We start from the raw sequence: 14,215 nt of genomic DNA, 5'->3' as shown, positions 1-14,215 counted from the left end.
ACTGCCCGTCGGAACGGAGGAATCAATGGGCACCTATGCCATCACCGGGTCGGCTTCCGGGATGGGACGCGAGACCGCCGCGCGCCTTCGGGACAGCGGGCACAAGATCATCGGTGTCGACATCAAGGACGCCGATATCGTCGCCGACCTGTCGACACCCGATGGACGCAAAGCGGCGGCCGACCGCGTCCTGACGGCCTCGGGCAACCGGCTCGACGGTGCCGTGCTCGCGGCCGGCCTGGGTCCGGGCCCCGGTCGCGACCGCATCCGCCAGATCGCTGCGGTCAATTACTTCGGTGTCGTCGAACTGCTCGCCGCCTGGCGCGCCGCGCTGGCCGCCGCCGAACGCGCGAAGGTCGTTGTCGTTGCCAGTAATTCGACGACGACGGTTCCCGCGGTGCCGCGCCGGGCGGTCAGGGCGCTGCTTGCCCACGATGCCGATAGGGCGGTGCGGACCGTGCGGCTGTTGGGTCCTGCGGCGCCGACGATGATGTACGCGGCATCCAAGATCGCGGTCAGCCGTTGGGTGCGACGACACGCCGTGCTTCCGGAGTGGGCAGGGTCGGGGGTGCGACTGAACGCATTGTCTCCCGGTGCGATCATGACGCCGCTTCTGCAGGAACAGCTGTCGAATCCGAGGCAAGCCAAGGCCGTCCGGTCGTTCCCGGTCCCCCTCGGGGGCTTCGGAGACGCGGGACACATGGCGGACTGGATGTGTTTCATGCTGTCGGACGCCGCCGACTTTCTCTGCGGCAGTGTAGTATTCGTGGACGGCGGTACCGACGCGTATTTCCGCCCCGATGACTGGCCAAAGGCGGTACCGGCACACCGATTGCCGGGTTATCTGCGCCGGTTCAAGGGTTTTCACTAGACGCACTGTTGCGTGCCCTTCGTTGCGTCACGAATGTGCCGTACGCCACAACCGGGCTTTTCGTGACGTTTACCGCGGCGCGGCGCCGCCGTAAATCCGCTGCGGTGCAATTGACTGAGTCGGCGCACATGCCGAAAGAACAAAGGAACACATTGTGGCCACACTTCCGGCCTGGGTCAGCCAGGCTCCCGCCACTTTCGACGTGGTCGCGCCGCTGAAGACGCGCGCCTCCCACGTAGTGCACGCGGTGCTCAGAAGCTCGCGGCGACCGGCGGCCACGGGTCCGCGCCTGATGCCCAAAGGCGTCGAACGCTGCTGACGGGCGGATCGACGTCCCGCCGGGCTTTATCGCCGATGCCCGCCTAATCCGGCGGAACGGCCGACTGCGCCGCCCGATCGCGTTCCCGCCGCCGCGCCCGGGAGGCGCGCAGATTGACGGCGTTACCGCACGTTTTGGCGTCGTGCCAGACCCCGCTGTTGTTTTTCGAACGGTCGTAGAACGTCGATCCGCACCGGTGGTTGTGGCATCGCTTGAGCCGCCGCCAGGTGCCGGCCTGCTGGCTCAGCAGCACCTCGGCCCACAACGCCGACGCCAGCCAGCGCCAGCCGCTGGCGCTGGGTTCCAGCAGCACCTCGCCCGAATCGGACAGCGTGACGGAAGCGGTAATGCCGCCGGCGCCCGGCCCACTCGGCGGTTGGCCGGCCACCAGCTGCTCGACGGTGGCCCGCAGGCCGCGAAGCCTGGCCAGATCCGCATCGCCCAGCTTCGGGGGGTGCAGGGTCACGCCGCGCGCGCACGACCACGCTCGCACCGCGGCGGCGGCCCAGTCGCGGGCGAGGATCGGGTCGGCCAGCAGGTCCGGTCCATACCCGTCGATGGCCCTCGTGTTGAGGAAGTCCTGGACCAGGCCCAGGCCGCCGGGCGCCGCGGCGCACCCGTATCGCTGTGACGCACCCCACGGCGAAGACATACCCAAATATTACTTGCCTATGTCACATGCGGCCAGTACCGTGACGTAAGCAAAACAGTTTTGACTCAGTCAAGGGAGTAGGGACATGGTCAACGTCAAGGGGTCGACGGTGGTTGTCACCGGTGGACAGCGCGGACTCGGCAAGGCCATCGTGGCCGAGTTGTTGGAACGAGGCGCGGCCAAGGTCTACGCCACAGCGCGGGCGCCCAAGCCCAGCCAGGATCCGCGCGTCGTCAGCGTCGAATTGGACGTCACCGAACCGGAATCGGTGGCCGCCCTGGCGGCCGTGGCGCCGGACGCCGACATCGTGATCAACAATGCCGGTGTGCTCGGCGCCCGAAGCCTGCTCACCAGCGACATCGACGAGGTGCGAGCGGTCTTCGAGACGAACTACTTCGGCGCGCTGCGGGTGGCCAAGGCGTTCGCGCCGATACTTGCCGACAACGGCGGCGGGGCGCTGGTCGACATCGCCTCGATCCTGTCCTGGATGCCCGGATCCGGGGGATACGGAGATTCCAAGGCCGCGCTGTGGTCCACGACGAATTCGCTGCGTATCGAACTCGAAAAGCAAGGCACCCTGGTTACTGCCGCGCACCTGAGCTTCACCGACACCGAGATGACCTCCGGCTTCGACGCACCCAAGAACGACCCGCGCCAGGTGGCGCGCGCGATCGTCGACGGCGTCGAGGGGGACGCCACCGAGGTGCTGGCCGACGACGACACCCGCTACGTCAAGGCGGCGCTGGCCGGGCCGATTGAGGCGCTGCCGCGGATGGGGTGAACCGCCCCTCTGGGCCCCGGCCCACAGTCACCAACCGGCGGACCCGCCGACGTGTTTGGATAGCGGCATGGAAGAGGAACGCATCGTGAGCGCCACCCGCGTCATCTCGGCCAGCGCCGCTCGCATTTTCGAACTCATCGCCGACCCGGCCCGGCAGCCCAGCTGGGACGGCAACGACAACCTCGCCTCGGCCGCTCCGGGGCAGCGCGTCCACCAAGTCGGTGACGTGTTCACCACGACCCTGACCAATGGTGCGGTGCGCGAAAACCACGTCGTCGAATTCGTCGAATGCAGCAAAATCGCTTGGTGCCCGGCGGAACCCAAGAAGCAGCCGCCCGGCCACCGGTGGCGCTGGGAGGTCAGCCAGATCAACCCCACACTGACCACCGTGACCCACACGTACGATTGGACGGCGCTCAACGACCCCACCCGCATCGAACGAGCCCGTGCGACGACGCCCGACATGTTGCGCGAGTCGATGGACAAGCTCGCCGTCCTGGCGCAATCGCCGGAATAGGACCGGCCCGCGGCCGTCGGAAAAGCCCGGCGGATCAGCCTTTCTTACCGCGGACCCACTGGAACGTGCCCAGGTTCTTCACCCGTACGCTCGCAAAACCGTTGTCTTCCAAGGCATCGCCGATTTCGTCGTCGTCGAACGCGTGCGCCCCGACATTGGGCAGCAGCTGCCAATAGCGGGCCAAGCGCCCGGCGGTCGGGACCATCACGGCCAGCCTGCCGCCAGGCCGCAGCACCCGCGCGATCTCGGCAAGGGCGGCCGCCGGATCCGGCACCAATTGCAACACCGCGGTCGACACCGCCACGTCAATAGTGCTGTCGCGCAGCGGAAGTCGTTGTGCGTCGGCCTTGATGAAGCCGACCTGCGGCCCGGCCTCGTTGCGCACGGCGCGGGCCAGCATCGGCTCGGAGATATCGACGCCGAGGGCCAGGCCGTTCGGTCCGGCGGCTCGCGCCAGCGACGCGGTGACATTGCCCGGACCCGAGCCGACGTCCAGCGCGATACCGCCCTGCGGGACGTCCAACCACTCCAGCGGCAGTTGCCACGCGCTGATCCAGCGCCGGGAAAGCGCTTGGGCGTTGTCGTAGAGCATCGATCCGATCGGTGACGCCCAAGCCGCCTGGATGGGGCCGGTGTTCTTCTCGACTGGGCCGTCGTTGCCGGCGCCGAGCAGGTTCAGATAACCGTGGCCCACGTCTGGATCGGCCGGCGGGTCGATCAGCAGGTCCAGCGCTCGCCGCAGGGCGGGAGGCAGCGAGATGTGCACGTCGGTCATGCGTACTCCTTCGATCAAATGCCAAGCCAGACGCCAGAAATCGAATAGAAAGCCGCGTAGCGTCGGCTCCGGTAAGTCCCCGCCCGCAGCCTACGCCGGGGGCGGGGACACTTCGACCGCCGCGATTTGGCGGGTGGGTTACCGGTGGGCGACGGCGTGCTCGCGGACCAGGGCGTATAGCCGCCAGTAACCGGGGACGCCCTTGAGCGCGGTCTCACCGCGGTCGCCGAACCGGTGCCGCGACCCGGTGACGATGTCGCGCAGCGTGGATGACACCAGTACCTCACTGGGCCCCGCGAGCGCCGCCACCCGGGCGCCGATGTGGACGGCCATGCCTGCGACGTCCGCGCCGCGCATCTCGACTTCGCCCGCGTGAATGCCGACCCGCACCTCGATGCCCAGAACGCGAACGGCGTCCACGATGGCGTCGGCGCAGGCGATCGCCGCGCTCGGGCTGCTGAACGTCGCGACGAATCCGTCTCCGGCCGTGTTGACTTCGCGTCCGCTGAACCGCTGCAGTTCGTGACGCACGATCGTGTCGTGGTTGTCCAGCAGGTCGCGCCAGCGGTGGTCGCCGAGCATCGCGGCGCGCTCGGTGGAGCCGACGATGTCGGTGAACACGATGGTGGTGAGCAGGCGCTCGGCGTCGGATCCGCCACGCACGCCGGTGATGAACTCCTCGATCTCGTCCAGCATGGGCGCGGTATCGCCGACCCAGTACAGGGTGTCGCCGCCGGAACACTCGACCAGGCGCGCGCCGGGGATGCGCTCGGCGAGGTAGCGCGCGTGCTCGACGGGGCTGAAGCCGGGATTGTCGCGGTGCAGGATCAGGGTCGGCACGGTGATCCGAGGCAGCCGGTCGCGGACGTCGCCCTGCCTGACCTTGTTGATGAACGCCCGCGCCATGCTGGGTGACGCGGCCCGGTTACCGGCCATGTCCCACCACGAGCGGAATGCGTCGTCGTGCGCGACGCTGGGGGCGATGATGCCGAGCATGTCGAAGCCCTGCTCGACGGCGTCGGGCTCCATCCCGATCGACGTGAAGCGATCGGCGGCGTCGAGCTCAGCGCCGATGGGGTAGTCGGGGCCCCGCAGGGTGCGTGCCGCACCGTTGGCTATGACAAGACTGCTCACTCGGTCGGAGTGGTCGGCCGCGAGAACCACCCCGGCCAGCGTGGTGAAACCCGGGGCGAAGACGGTGGCTCGCTCGCAACCGACCGCGTTCATCACCGCGAGGGCATCCTGCGCCCACGATTCCGGGCCGAGCATGTCCAGCGAGGGAATCCGGGACGACAGGCCGATGCCGCGCTGATCGAAGCGGATCACCCGGCAGAAGGAGGCCAGCCGTCGATGGAACCGATACATCGAGGGCTCGAGGTCGACACAGTCGATCGGGATCAGCGGGCCCGGCAGCATGAGCAGGTCGATCGGGCCATCGCCGAAGACCTGATAGGCGATGTCGATCTCGCCGCAACTGGCGTACCGGGTCCGCGGAGCCGCAGAACTCCCAGCCACGGGTCAAGGCTAGTTCAGGACGCCGACAATGTGAGCGCCGTTAGCGGGCCTGCTCCCGGCTGATGATCGGAACCAGATAGCGGGCGGCGTACTCGCGCACCGCGGCCGGGTCCGAGGTGTCGAGCCGGTCGGTGGGAAAGACGATGATGCCGAGGGCGACGCGAAGCAGGATATCGGCGACGTTGTCCAGGTCCGGCTCGAGCAGGTCGGCCCCGCAACGCCGAAGGGTATGGGCGATTCCGTCGGCGAACTGGCGAATCGGGAAGGCATGCGACCGGGAGAACATGCCGAAGAGTTCGGGTTCGCTGTCGGCGATCCGCGAGTACAGCGGTGAATCCTGGACCAGCCGCACCCCGAGCGCGAAGGCCTCGACCACAGCCCGTTGCGGGTCACAGCCGGCGGTCGCTTGATCCAGGGTGCTGAAGAACTGTCCGGCCTCGCGCCTGACCACCTGGGCAAACAGCTTCTCCTTGGTCGGAAAGCGCCGGTAGATGGTGCTGCGGCTGACCCCGGCCCGGGCGGCGACGTCGTCGATGTTGGCGCGGCGCACCCCGTAGGTCTCGAACACGCTTCGCGCGGTGTCCAGGATGGTGCGGTCGAGATCGGTGGTTTCGTCGAAATTGCGCTCAAGGCTGCGGTTCTGCATGTATCACGACCTTCACGGCAATCTCGCGGTACACAGAATGCTAGCCTTGGAACAAAGATACATTTTTGTGTCGGCGTTCCACGACGCGCCACGCCAGCGCAACGCCGGGCGACAAGGAGGTGGGCATGACCGCCCAGAACGACGGGTGGGCCGCGGCGACCGCCGGCTCGCGTTTCGACACCGGCGTTCGCGAGGCGATGCCCATGCCCGTCGACGACGAGGTCGCCGACGCCGCGACGCGGCTGGGGCCGGACTCGTTGATCTGGAAGTTCTATGGCGACGTCCGGACCCAGTTGTTCGGGTTCCAACGCACCGCCGGGGTGGAGAACTGCATCGAACAGCTCGCCCAGGGCGTGCTGGACCACTCCGTGATCTTCAGCGACACGCTGGGCCGGGCCAAGCGGACCGCGCCGCCCCTGATGAACACCGTCTACTCAGACGAGCCCCACGAATGGGGCCGCAAGGTGCGCGACTTCCACAAGACGATCAAGGGCACGGTCAGCGACGGATCGAGATATCACGCGCTGAACCCGGAGCTGTTCTACTGGGCGCACGCCAGCTTCGTCGACCAGGTCATCTACAACGCCGACACATTCATCCGCCGGCTGTCGCGCGCCGAGAAGGAACAGATCTTCACCGAGGGCAAGCTCTGGTACAGCCTGTACGGCGTCAGCGACCGGGGACAACCGCAGACCTACGACGACTTTCTGGCCTACTGGGACGAGATGCTCGACCGGTTCGTCCCGCACAAGACCGTGCTGTACGGCACCGGCTACATCCGCAAGGGCATACCGGGTCCGCGCCGGATTCCCAGGCCGGTCTGGAAGGTCCTGTCGGCGCCGCTGAACGCCTACACCCGGCTGATCGTGGTCGGAACGCTGCCGCCGCAGATGCGCGAGGTGTGCCAGCTGCAGTGGAATGCCAAGAAGGAGAAGCGTTTCCAGCGCATCGCCGCGGCGATTCGAGCGCTCAACCCGCTGCTCAACCGGCTGCCCGTCCGGGTGCTCTACACGAGCTGGGCCGCCGCGGGGTGGCACCGCGCGGGCGTCGATCCGCGCCGGCTGCACAACCAACCGGCCGCGTAACCGAATCGGGTCGCGTTTTTCGTGACAGCGCGCGGGCGGATAGGGCATCGTGGTTAGCCGGCTCCGCATTGGGGCATTCCGCTCTGTCGGCCGAGTGGCCGGTCGAGCTGGCCGATGGCAGGGCGACCCCGAAGGAGAACCGCGATGCAGATGACGGGCAACACCGTTCTGGTCACCGGCGGCGGCAGCGGCATCGGCCGCGGCCTGGCGGAATCTTTCCACCGATTGGGCAACCAGGTCATCATCGCCGGCCGGCGCAGCAACCACCTACGTGCCGTGGCGGAGGCCAACCCGGGCATTCAGACCTTGTCGCTCGACCAGGGCGACCCCGCCGACATCCGGCGGTTCGCCACCGAGCTGACCGACCACTACCCGGACCTCAACGTGGTGATCAACAACGCCGGGATTCAGCGGGTCGAGGACCTGACCGGCAGCAGCGTCGGCCTGGCCGAGCAGAGCATCGCCATCAATCTGCTGGGCCCCATCCGGCTGACGTCGGCGCTGCTGCCGGCGCTGCTGCGCAAGCGGCACGCCACGATCCTCAACGTGACGTCCGGGTTGGCGTTCATGCCCAGCGCGCTCACCCCGACCTACTGCGCCGCCAAGGCGGCGCTGCACTCCTACACCGAATCGCTGCGGTTCCAGCTGCGGGACACCTCGGTGCAGGTGATCGAGATCATTCCCCCGCACGTGCAGACCGCCCTGCAGGGCGAGCGGGGATTCGATCCCCGGGCGATGCCGCTGGAGGACTACATCACCGAGACGATGACGCTGCTGCAGACCCAGCCGCAGGCCAAGGAGATCGTGGTGGAGCGCGTCAAGATGTTCCGGTTCGCCGAGCGCGACGGCACCTACGACGACATCTATCCCCGTTTCAACGAGACGATCACGGCGATGCTCGGCACGTAGGGGCAGCGCGCTGAACATCGCGTGCACACAGATGAAACTCCCTGTGAAATAAGGCGATACGGTGGCACGCGCGCCTGACCAGACGCCCCGTGTCGTTGGCATACCGGTCCATGATGGGACAGGATCGAGGACATGGCCGATGTCGACTTCTCGCTGTTGGACGTCCCGCGCGCGGCACCGGTCGATGATGCCGACGCCTATTTGCGCGCGGCGATCGCCTGGCATTTCGGCGATGACACCGGTTCGCCGTTCTGGTTGAGGGCCGCCCACACGCTGGGCTTCGACCCGTTGACCGACATCAACACCTTCGCCGACCTTCGGCTGTTTCCCAACCTGATCAACGAATTACGCAGTGTTGCCGTGGAAAACCTCATTCCTCGCGGTTACGCGGCCGAAGGAGCTGCGCCGCCGCTGCCCCAGATTTTCGAATCCGGCGGCACCACCGGAGCCCCGAAACGCACTGTGCAGATGCCGGATTGGGTCGCACAGGTCGTCGAATGGCAAACCGAGGACTTCGCGGCGGGCGGGTTTCGGCGGGGGCAGGGCTTTCTCTGCCTGATGCCGAGTGGGCCGCACGGTGTCGGCTACTTCTCCCGGCTGGTGTCGCAGCGCCTGGGCGCGGTTTTTCACGCGATCGACATCGATCCCCGCTGGGTCAAGAAGATCGCCGCCCGCGGCGCCGCCGGCGAGGTGGCGGCCTACGTCGACCACGTCGTCGAACAGGCCGCCTTCGTGTTGCGGACGCAGAATGTCGCGAACCTGCACACCACCCCGCCGCTGCTGGAGGCGATCGCCCGCAACGATCGGATCGTCGACCTGGTCAACGACAAGATCCGTCACCTTTTGCTCAGCGGCGCGCATGTGGACGCCGACACGCTCGACCTGTTGCGCGGCATCTTCCCGAATACGGCGGTCGCCATGGCGTTCGGCAGCACCATGGTGCTGTCGCAGGCGGTCACCCGCATCGTCGACGGCGACGCGTTCGTCTTCGACCCCCGCACCCCGTATGTGGTGTTCTGGGTGGTCGATCCCGACACCGGGCAACGCGTGCCGTACGGGCAGCGCGGCCAGGTGGTGATGAACCACGTCAGCAAGGGCATGTTCATCCCGAACAATCTGGAGCGCGACCTGGCGATCAGGATGCCCGGACCCGCGGGCGACCTCAGCGATTCGGTCAGCGCGGTGCGACCGGTGACCACATTTGAGGGCGAGGCCGTCATCGAAGGCGTGTACTGAAGCGTGGCCGTCGAACACGGTTGCCCCGCAACCGATTTGGTAAACCTGGACGCACTAGGCCCGGACGGCGAATATCGAACCCGCAAACGCGAGGTCATCACCACGACCGCGGGGACCCCGGTCGCCGAGATGAGTATGGTTCCGCCGCTCTACGTTTCGCGGACGCTGGGCGCGCAGCGCAACGTTGCACCGCTGCCGGCCGCCCAGCGCGTGGCGGCCCTGGCCCGGGCTGCCGAGATATTTGTCAACGGCGTGATCGCCGGTCTGGATTTCGAGGCCTACGTCGGGTTGGCCGGCCGGATTTCGGGCATGCCGATCGCGATCACCCGGGCCGGGGCGAGCGGGGTGGCCGACGCCGTCACCGAAGCTTTCGATGCCGTCCGGCCGGCTCGGCCTTTGGGTGCGGCGCTGGACTGGCGCGAGGAGCGCACCCGCGGGGGCGGTGCGCTGTGGGTGCGCCGGGGCGAGGTGTTCGGCGTGCACGCGGCCGGAAACGGTCCGGGCGTCCACGGGCTGTGGCCCCAGGCGCTGGCGCTGGGCTACCGGGTCGCGGTGCGCCCGTCGCGGCGCGAGCCACTGACGGCGCATCGGCTGGTGTGCGCGCTGCGCCAGGCGGGCTTTCGCGCCGAGGACGCCGCCTATCTGCCCACCGACCACGCCGGTGCGGACGAACTCATCCGTCGCGCCGACCTCGCGATGGTGTACGGCGGCCAGGAGGTGGTGGACAAGTATGCCGGTGATCCGGCGGTGATCGTGAACGGGCCGGGCCGCAGCAAAATCGCGATCACCGCCGACCGGGACTGGCGCGACTATCTCGACCTCATCGTCGATTCGATCGCCGGTCACGGCGGCATGGCGTGCGTCAACACCACCGCGGTGCTCTACGAAGGCAATCCCACGGCGCTGGCCCGAGCGATCGCCGAACGATTGGCGACGATCGAACCGCTGCCCAGCGACGACGAGCGGGCGAGCCTGCCCACCCAGCCGGTCGAGAAGGCGCGCGCGCTCGCGAACTTCCTGGCGGCCAGAGCCGCCGGGTCAACCCCGCTGCTCGGCGCCGATCAGGTGGTCGCCGACCTCGGCGACGGCCACGCCGCGCTGCGCCCGGCCGTCCATCTGATGACCCAACCCGATGTGGACAAACTCAACCTCGAGCTGCCCTTCCCGTGTGTGTGGGTGTCGGCATGGTCGCGCCAGGCCGGCTCGGCTCCGTTGCGGCATTCGCTAGTCGTCACCGCGATCACCGGCGACGAGACGCTGATCGACGACCTGGTCGCCGAGCCCACCGTCGGCAACGTCTACTGCGGGCACCATCCGACGTGGTTCCAGGCACCGCAGATTCCGCACGACGGCTTTCTGGCCGACGCCCTGATGCGCAACAAGGGCTTCATCAGGGACTGACCGGCGATGTTATTCGCCGAAGCCGCCGTGCGGCGACGCGACCGGAGCCGGCCCGCCCATACCGAGGTGGCTGGAGGCGAAGGAGACGCCTTTGTCGATCATGGCGCCGTCGTCGGCGTAGGTGTCGTGGGCGGAGAAGTTCATGCCGTCGGAGCAGACGGGGTCTTCGGTGGCGCACACCTTGACGGTCTTGTCTTGGTAGAGCGGGCCGATGACCACGGGCGGTTCGCCCAGGAAGTTCATCGCACGCACGTTGGGCATGCCGAAGAGCACGACCGAGGAGACGTGGCTGGCGACGTCGGGGGACAGCGGTTTGGGCACGGTGTTGGGGTCGATGCCCTCGGGTACGGCGGCGGAGGTGACAAAGCCCATCACGGCCGCGCCCTGGGAGTAGCCGCCGAGCACCATTTTGGTGTTGGGGCAGTCGTGGGCCATCGAATTGACATGGGCGCCTGCGTCTCTGACGCCGTCGATGCCGGTGTCCCATTGGTCGCTGGCGGGGTAGTTGACCGGGTAGACGTCGAAGGAGCGTCCGCCCACGCGCTGGCGCAGGGAGTCGACGAAGGCTTGGCCGGTGGGGCCGACGCCGGGTGCTTCGCCGGTGCCGCGGGCGAACACCACTTGCACGTCCGGACACTGGGCCGACGCGGAGGGGACGACCGACGTGGACACGGCCGAAACGGCCACGCCCGCCGCCGCGAGAACTACTGCTGAACCGAGGAAACGAACGATGTGACGCGCAATCATGCCGCCATTGTGCCCAGCCGACACGCCGCTTAAACGCAGGAAACACCGAAATTAACGTGTTCTCATAAAATAACCGCCGCGGCTGCGGACGGGCTGAGATCGGTTGTGCGCGGCGCGCATCCGGCGCCGCCGATCGCATCCCCGACGGGCCATCGTCATCGCTGGCCGCCGCCGGAGCCGTCATGGCCGGACCGGAGCGCGGGCCCACGATGCAATGTGGTCTGCTACTTGTGGTTACGAGCTCGGGGAGCGGTGAAGCAACGGCCGCCCTCGGCAAGCGGCTCGAGTGGATGCGGCGGCGAAGTTGAACGCGATAGCGCAGGCCCTGAACGCGGTCACGGACCGCGTGGCCAACCCGGCGCGGGTGTCGGACCCCGATAAGTTGCGCCGCACCGTCTTCGGCAAGACCGTCTTGGTGACCGGCGCCTCCTACGGCATCGGCGAAGCGACCGCACGCAGCCTGGCCGCCGCCGGGGCGACCGTCCTGGTGGTCGCCCGGTCCGAGGAACGGCTCCGCGACGTCACGTCGTCGATCAACGCCGGCGGGGGCAAAGCGGTCGCCTATCCGGCCGACCTCACCGACGAATCCGCGGTGAGCAGCCTGACCAAACAGATCACCGAGGAGCACGGCCCGCTCGACATCGTGGTGAGCAACGCCGGCAAGTCACTGCGCCGCTCGCTGCATGAGCAGTACGACCGGCCGCACGACTTCCAGCGCACCATCGACATCAACTACCTGGGACCGGTGCGGCTGCTGCTGGGGCTGCTACCGGCCATGCGCGGCAACGGCAGTGGGCACATCGTGAACGTGTCGAGTGTCGCCGTGCGGGTGGCGCCGGGCCCGCAATGGGGTGCCTATCAGGCGTCGAAGGGGGCCTTCGACCGGTGGCTGCGCAGTGTGGCCCCGGAGCTGCACACCGACGGTGTCGATGTGAGCACGGTCTATTTCGCGCTTGTCCGAACCCGGATGATCGCGCCCACCCCACTTTTGGGCCGCCTTCCCGGAATGTCGCCCGACCAAGCCGCCGACGCCATCGCCAAAGCGATCATCGAGCGACCGCGCACCATCGAACCGCCCTGGGTGCTGCCGGCCGAGCTGGCCTCCGTGCTACTGGCCGGCCCGGCCGACTACGCCGCCCGGCTATGGCACCGCCGGCTCTTCAGCGAGCCCGACAACGACGAGGCCGACGATGACCAATGACCGCGTGGTGACCACCGCCGCCCGGGCCCTGCTGCACTCCGGTCTGCTCAATCCGCCGCCGCCCCTTGCGGGTTTCCGGCTTCTCCGCGAGGCGCGCCGGGGCGGCACGAATCCCTACACGCTGTTGGCTGTGACGACCGCGCGTTGGCCCGACCGGACGGCGATCGTCGACGACGACGGCGCGCTGAGCTATCGGCAGCTGCAGCAGCTGACCGAGTCGCTGGCTCGGCGGTTGTCCGCCGATGGTGTCGCACCCGGACAGGCGGTTGGAGTGATGTGCCGCAACGGACGCCGTTTCGTGGCGGGCGTTTTCGCCGCCGCCCTGCTGGGCGCCGACGTCGTGCCGATGAGCACGGAGTTCCGCAGCGATGCGCTGGCGGCCGCCGTGCAGGCTCACCGTATTTCGACCGTGGTCGTCGACGGCGACGAGTTCGCCGAGCGAGTCCGCGCCGCGGATAAATCGGTTGTCACCGTCGACCCGGCGAGCGTCGGCACCGACGAGGGCGCGCCCAGGCCCGACGTGGCCGCACCCGGCCGCATCGTACTGCTGACGTCGGGCACCACCGGGAAACCCAAAGGGGTGCCGCGCACACCGCAGCTGCGCTCCGCGGTGGGTGTGTGGGTGACGATCCTCGATCGCACCCGGTTACGCACCGGCTCACGAGTTTCGGTGGCGATGCCCATGTTTCACGGGCTGGGGCTGGGCATGCTGATGCTGACACTCGCGCTCGGGGGCACCGTTCTGACACGTCGGGAGTTCGACGCCGAAGCCGCGCTGGCCCAGGCGTCGCTGCACCGCGCCGACGCCTTCACCGCGGTGCCCGTCGTACTCGCCCGCATCCTGGACCTGCCCGAGCAGGTGCGGGCGCGAAACCCGCTGCCCTACTTGCGGACCGTGATTTCCAGCGGCGACCGCCTCGACCCCAGCCTGGGTCAGCGATTCATGGACGCCTACGGCGACATCCTCTACAACGGCTACGGCTCCACCGAGGTCGGCATCGGTGCGCTGGCCACGCCGGCGGATCTGCGCGAAGCTCCCGAAACCGTGGGAAGACCCGTCGTGGGGTGCCCGGTGCGCATCTTCAACAAGAACGACAAGCCGGTGGGCCCGCGGGTCACCGGGCGGATCTTCGTCGGCGGCGAATTGACCAGCGAGGGCTATACCGACGGAGCGGCAAAAGCCGTGATCGACGGCATGACCAGCACCGGCGACATGGGCTATCTGGACAACGCGGGCCGGCTGTTCATCGTCGGCCGCGAAGACGACATGATCATCTCCGGCGGCGAGAACGTCTATCCACGTGCGGTGGAGAACGCGCTCGCCCAGCACCCCGCCATCGCCGACAGCGTGGTCATCGGTGTCCCGGACGAACGCTTCGGGCAGCGGTTGGCCGCGTTCGTGGTCGCGCAGCCCGGCGGCGAGATCGATGAGGCGGAGCTGCGCGAGTACCTGAAGGGCCGGGTCTCTCGCTTCGAACAGCCGCGCGACATCAACATCGTCGACAGCATCCCGCGCAACCCCGCCGGCAAGGTGCTGCGCAAAGAACTGCCCCGCTGACT

General features: G+C 68.1%; 15 protein-coding genes. 10 read left to right on the top strand and 5 right to left on the bottom strand.

Annotated features, from left to right (window positions below; all coding sequences use genetic code 11):
* The first annotated feature begins 25 nt into the window (after positions 1 to 25).
* Positions 26 to 871, top strand: a complete 846-nt coding sequence (locus tag AC5Y4T_RS08635) for an SDR family oxidoreductase (protein ID WP_499952710.1) — start codon at positions 26 to 28, stop codon at positions 869 to 871.
* Positions 872 to 1,025: 154 nt separating this feature from the next.
* Entirely contained in the window at positions 1,026 to 1,190 is a 165-nt protein-coding gene (locus AC5Y4T_RS08630) for a hypothetical protein (protein ID WP_499917513.1), read from the top strand.
* Positions 1,191 to 1,233: 43 nt separating this feature from the next.
* Here AC5Y4T_RS08630 and AC5Y4T_RS08625 read toward each other — a convergent pair whose 3' ends face one another.
* On the bottom strand, positions 1,234 to 1,842 hold the full coding sequence (locus AC5Y4T_RS08625) for a CGNR zinc finger domain-containing protein (protein ID WP_499917514.1): 609 nt from the start codon (positions 1,840 to 1,842) through the stop codon (positions 1,234 to 1,236).
* A gap of 85 nt (positions 1,843 to 1,927) precedes the next feature.
* On the opposite strand from AC5Y4T_RS08625, the gene AC5Y4T_RS08620 reads away from it, so the two are divergent.
* Together AC5Y4T_RS08620 and AC5Y4T_RS08615 are read left to right on the top strand one after the other, a co-directional pair.
* Positions 1,928 to 2,623 (top strand): SDR family oxidoreductase, encoded by a 696-nt coding sequence (locus AC5Y4T_RS08620; RefSeq protein WP_499952709.1) that lies wholly within the window; start codon positions 1,928 to 1,930, stop codon positions 2,621 to 2,623.
* A 67-nt stretch (positions 2,624 to 2,690) separates the two neighbouring features.
* Complete coding sequence (locus tag AC5Y4T_RS08615; RefSeq protein WP_499917516.1) at positions 2,691 to 3,140, top strand: SRPBCC family protein; 450 nt, start codon at positions 2,691 to 2,693, stop codon at positions 3,138 to 3,140.
* A gap of 34 nt (positions 3,141 to 3,174) precedes the next feature.
* Here AC5Y4T_RS08615 and AC5Y4T_RS08610 read toward each other — a convergent pair whose 3' ends face one another.
* The 3 genes from AC5Y4T_RS08610 to AC5Y4T_RS08600 all read right to left on the bottom strand — a co-directional run bounded on the left by AC5Y4T_RS08610 (position 3,175) and on the right by AC5Y4T_RS08600 (position 6,076).
* Positions 3,175 to 3,915 (bottom strand): methyltransferase domain-containing protein, encoded by a 741-nt coding sequence (locus tag AC5Y4T_RS08610; RefSeq protein ID WP_499952708.1) that lies wholly within the window; start codon positions 3,913 to 3,915, stop codon positions 3,175 to 3,177.
* A 138-nt stretch (positions 3,916 to 4,053) separates the two neighbouring features.
* Positions 4,054 to 5,430 (bottom strand): bifunctional lipase/adenylate cyclase LipJ, encoded by a 1,377-nt coding sequence (lipJ, locus tag AC5Y4T_RS08605; protein WP_499952707.1) that lies wholly within the window; start codon positions 5,428 to 5,430, stop codon positions 4,054 to 4,056.
* Positions 5,431 to 5,470: 40 nt separating this feature from the next.
* Positions 5,471 to 6,076: a TetR/AcrR family transcriptional regulator gene (locus AC5Y4T_RS08600; protein WP_499952706.1), complete on the bottom strand. Its 606-nt coding sequence runs from the start codon at positions 6,074 to 6,076 to the stop codon at positions 5,471 to 5,473.
* Positions 6,077 to 6,201: 125 nt separating this feature from the next.
* Between AC5Y4T_RS08600 and AC5Y4T_RS08595 the strand changes: the two genes are divergently transcribed.
* From AC5Y4T_RS08595 to AC5Y4T_RS08580, 4 genes are all read left to right on the top strand, one after another.
* Complete coding sequence (locus tag AC5Y4T_RS08595) at positions 6,202 to 7,161, top strand: oxygenase MpaB family protein (protein WP_499952705.1); 960 nt, start codon at positions 6,202 to 6,204, stop codon at positions 7,159 to 7,161.
* Positions 7,162 to 7,305: 144 nt separating this feature from the next.
* Positions 7,306 to 8,070 (top strand): SDR family oxidoreductase, encoded by a 765-nt coding sequence (locus AC5Y4T_RS08590; RefSeq protein ID WP_499952704.1) that lies wholly within the window; start codon positions 7,306 to 7,308, stop codon positions 8,068 to 8,070.
* 132 nt (positions 8,071 to 8,202) lie between these two features.
* A complete protein-coding gene (locus tag AC5Y4T_RS08585; RefSeq protein ID WP_499952703.1) occupies positions 8,203 to 9,306 on the top strand; it encodes a phenazine antibiotic biosynthesis protein in 1,104 nt (367 codons plus the stop codon).
* A gap of 36 nt (positions 9,307 to 9,342) precedes the next feature.
* On the top strand, positions 9,343 to 10,707 hold the full coding sequence (locus AC5Y4T_RS08580) for an aldehyde dehydrogenase family protein (protein WP_499952876.1): 1,365 nt from the start codon (positions 9,343 to 9,345) through the stop codon (positions 10,705 to 10,707).
* A 9-nt stretch (positions 10,708 to 10,716) separates the two neighbouring features.
* On the opposite strand, the gene AC5Y4T_RS08575 is transcribed toward AC5Y4T_RS08580, so the two are convergent.
* Positions 10,717 to 11,454 (bottom strand): cutinase family protein, encoded by a 738-nt coding sequence (locus AC5Y4T_RS08575; RefSeq protein ID WP_499952701.1) that lies wholly within the window; start codon positions 11,452 to 11,454, stop codon positions 10,717 to 10,719.
* A gap of 304 nt (positions 11,455 to 11,758) precedes the next feature.
* Between AC5Y4T_RS08575 and AC5Y4T_RS08570 the strand changes: the two genes are divergently transcribed.
* Both AC5Y4T_RS08570 and AC5Y4T_RS08565 read left to right on the top strand, forming a co-directional pair.
* Positions 11,759 to 12,655: an SDR family NAD(P)-dependent oxidoreductase gene (locus tag AC5Y4T_RS08570; protein WP_499947519.1), complete on the top strand. Its 897-nt coding sequence runs from the start codon at positions 11,759 to 11,761 to the stop codon at positions 12,653 to 12,655.
* On the top strand, positions 12,645 to 14,213 hold the full coding sequence (locus AC5Y4T_RS08565; protein WP_499952700.1) for an AMP-binding protein: 1,569 nt from the start codon (positions 12,645 to 12,647) through the stop codon (positions 14,211 to 14,213). Before AC5Y4T_RS08570 ends, AC5Y4T_RS08565 begins: the two co-directional genes overlap by 11 nt.
* Positions 14,214 to 14,215 lie beyond the last annotated feature (2 nt).

The organism is Mycobacterium sp. NGS11, from assembly GCF_059813315.1.
This window is presented reverse-complemented; position numbering and strand designations above follow the sequence as displayed.

What these genes read in the sequence shown, in the direction of transcription:
- AC5Y4T_RS08635 (WP_499952710.1), top strand. Translation starts at nt 26, where the DNA reads ATGGGCACCTATGCCATCACCGGGTCGGCTTCCGGGATGGGACGCGAG.
- AC5Y4T_RS08625 (WP_499917514.1), bottom strand. Translation starts at nt 1,842, where the DNA reads ATGTCTTCGCCGTGGGGTGCGTCACAGCGATACGGGTGCGCCGCGGCG.
- AC5Y4T_RS08620 (WP_499952709.1), top strand. Translation starts at nt 1,928, where the DNA reads ATGGTCAACGTCAAGGGGTCGACGGTGGTTGTCACCGGTGGACAGCGC.
- AC5Y4T_RS08615 (WP_499917516.1), top strand. Translation starts at nt 2,691, where the DNA reads ATGGAAGAGGAACGCATCGTGAGCGCCACCCGCGTCATCTCGGCCAGC.
- AC5Y4T_RS08610 (WP_499952708.1), bottom strand. Translation starts at nt 3,915, where the DNA reads ATGACCGACGTGCACATCTCGCTGCCTCCCGCCCTGCGGCGAGCGCTG.
- AC5Y4T_RS08600 (WP_499952706.1), bottom strand. Translation starts at nt 6,076, where the DNA reads ATGCAGAACCGCAGCCTTGAGCGCAATTTCGACGAAACCACCGATCTC.
- AC5Y4T_RS08595 (WP_499952705.1), top strand. Translation starts at nt 6,202, where the DNA reads ATGACCGCCCAGAACGACGGGTGGGCCGCGGCGACCGCCGGCTCGCGT.
- AC5Y4T_RS08590 (WP_499952704.1), top strand. Translation starts at nt 7,306, where the DNA reads ATGCAGATGACGGGCAACACCGTTCTGGTCACCGGCGGCGGCAGCGGC.
- AC5Y4T_RS08585 (WP_499952703.1), top strand. Translation starts at nt 8,203, where the DNA reads ATGGCCGATGTCGACTTCTCGCTGTTGGACGTCCCGCGCGCGGCACCG.
- AC5Y4T_RS08575 (WP_499952701.1), bottom strand. Translation starts at nt 11,454, where the DNA reads ATGATTGCGCGTCACATCGTTCGTTTCCTCGGTTCAGCAGTAGTTCTC.
- AC5Y4T_RS08565 (WP_499952700.1), top strand. Translation starts at nt 12,645, where the DNA reads ATGACCAATGACCGCGTGGTGACCACCGCCGCCCGGGCCCTGCTGCAC.